We start from the raw sequence: 1,593 nt of genomic DNA, 5'->3' as shown, positions 1-1,593 counted from the left end.
CCCTTGAGCCGGGCCCCCTGGCGCTGGCCCACTTGATTGAGCAGGGCATGGCTGAGCATCTCGTGGGCCAGGCTGCTGGTCAGCAGGCGCTCGCCGGGTTCGTCCCAGTTCAGGCGGACCAACTGCGCAAAGCGCTGGGTCTGCTCGGGGTCGTCGAGAAAGGTGCTTTCGCGCAGTTGCAGTTCCCGGGGCTCGCGATCCAGCAGGGTGACGCAGCCCAGGGCGAACTGCTCCGGGCTGAAGTACAGATGGGCCAGGCGAATATCACCGTTGATCACCCAGGCCGACTGGTGCTCGGCGGGCAGGATGCACAACTTGCCCGGGCCGCCCTTGCTGCCCGGCTGGTCGCGGCGGAAGGTCCCGGTGCCGCCGGCCAGGTAGCAGGACAGGGTGTGATGGCTGGGGGCCTCGTACTCCTGGGCGTCGTGATGGTTGCTCCACAAGGCTGCGGACAAGCCGTCACCGAGCTCGGCGCTGTGCTCCAGGCGAGCATTGGGCGAGCGGTTCAGGGCTTGGAAGACTTGCAGTGTATCCAGTGCGTGCATGGTGGGGCGTCAACATGGGTGCGGCTGCCGGTGTTCTGCATGCTACTCCGTAGCCCGTGTGCTGCCAGCCCCGGGCGGATAAAAAGCGCAAGTTTGTGCAAGCGCGCAAGGCCGGCGGGGCGTGACACTGCACTCCTGACAAAGGAGTCGCGCCATGAACCTATCGCTGTACCTGTTGACCGTGCTGATCTGGGGCACCACCTGGATCGCCCTGAAACTGCAACTGGGGGTGGTGGCGATTCCGGTGTCCATCGTCTATCGCTTCGCCCTGGCGGCCCTGGTGCTGTTCGTCCTGTTGCTGCTCAGCCGCAAGCTGCAGCCGATGAACCGTCGTGGTCACCTGATCTGCGTGGCCCAGGGCCTGTGCCTGTTCTGCATCAACTTCATGTGCTTTTTGCACGCCAGCCAGTGGATTCCCAGTGGCCTGGTAGCGGTGGTGTTTTCCACCGCGACCCTGTGGAACGCCCTGAATGCGCGGGTGTTCTTCGGCCAGAAGATCGCTCGCAACGTGCTGCTGGGCGGCGGCCTGGGGCTGCTGGGGCTGGGGCTGCTGTTCTGGCCGGAGCTGGTGGGCCACAGTGCCAGCCCGCAAACCCTGCTGGGCCTGGGCTTGGCCCTGCTGGGCACCTTGTGCTTCTCGGCGGGCAACATGCTGTCCAGCCTGCAGCAAAAAGCCGGGCTCAAGCCGTTGACCACCAATGCCTGGGGCATGGCCTACGGCGCGACGATGCTGGCGGTGTATTGCCTGTTCCAGGGCATCGCCTTCGATGTGGAATGGAGCACCCGCTACATCGGTTCACTGCTGTACCTGGTGATTCCGGGCTCGGTCATCGGCTTTACCGCCTACCTGACCCTGGTGGGGCGCATGGGCCCGGAGCGCGCGGCTTACTGCACCGTGCTGTTCCCGGTAGTGGCGTTGAACGTGTCGGCCTTTGTCGAAGGCTACCAATGGACCGCCCCGGCCCTGGCCGGGCTGGTGCTGGTGATGCTGGGCAACGTCCTGGTGTTCCGCAAACCCAAGGCTGTGCCTGCCTCTGTAGCCGCTGCC

Annotated in this window: 2 protein-coding genes; one reads left to right on the top strand and one right to left on the bottom strand. The window is 65.3% G+C overall.

Annotated elements, in window-relative coordinates:
* The coding region (locus F6S12_RS31595; protein ID WP_315869840.1) for an AraC family ligand binding domain-containing protein at positions 1-545 on the bottom strand (545 nt) is incomplete at its 3' end.
* 154 nt (positions 546-699) lie between these two features.
* On the opposite strand from F6S12_RS31595, the gene F6S12_RS31590 reads away from it, so the two are divergent.
* Positions 700-1,593: DMT family transporter (locus tag F6S12_RS31590; protein ID WP_315869839.1), on the top strand; the 894-nt coding region annotated here is incomplete at its 3' end.

Origin of the sequence: Pseudomonas sp. JV245A, assembly GCF_032424515.1 — a bacterium.
In the GTDB taxonomy this organism is placed as follows: domain Bacteria; phylum Pseudomonadota; class Gammaproteobacteria; order Pseudomonadales; family Pseudomonadaceae; genus Aquipseudomonas; species Aquipseudomonas protegens.
Note: the sequence above shows the minus strand (reverse complement) of the source record. Positions and strands in the feature narration are given on the sequence as shown.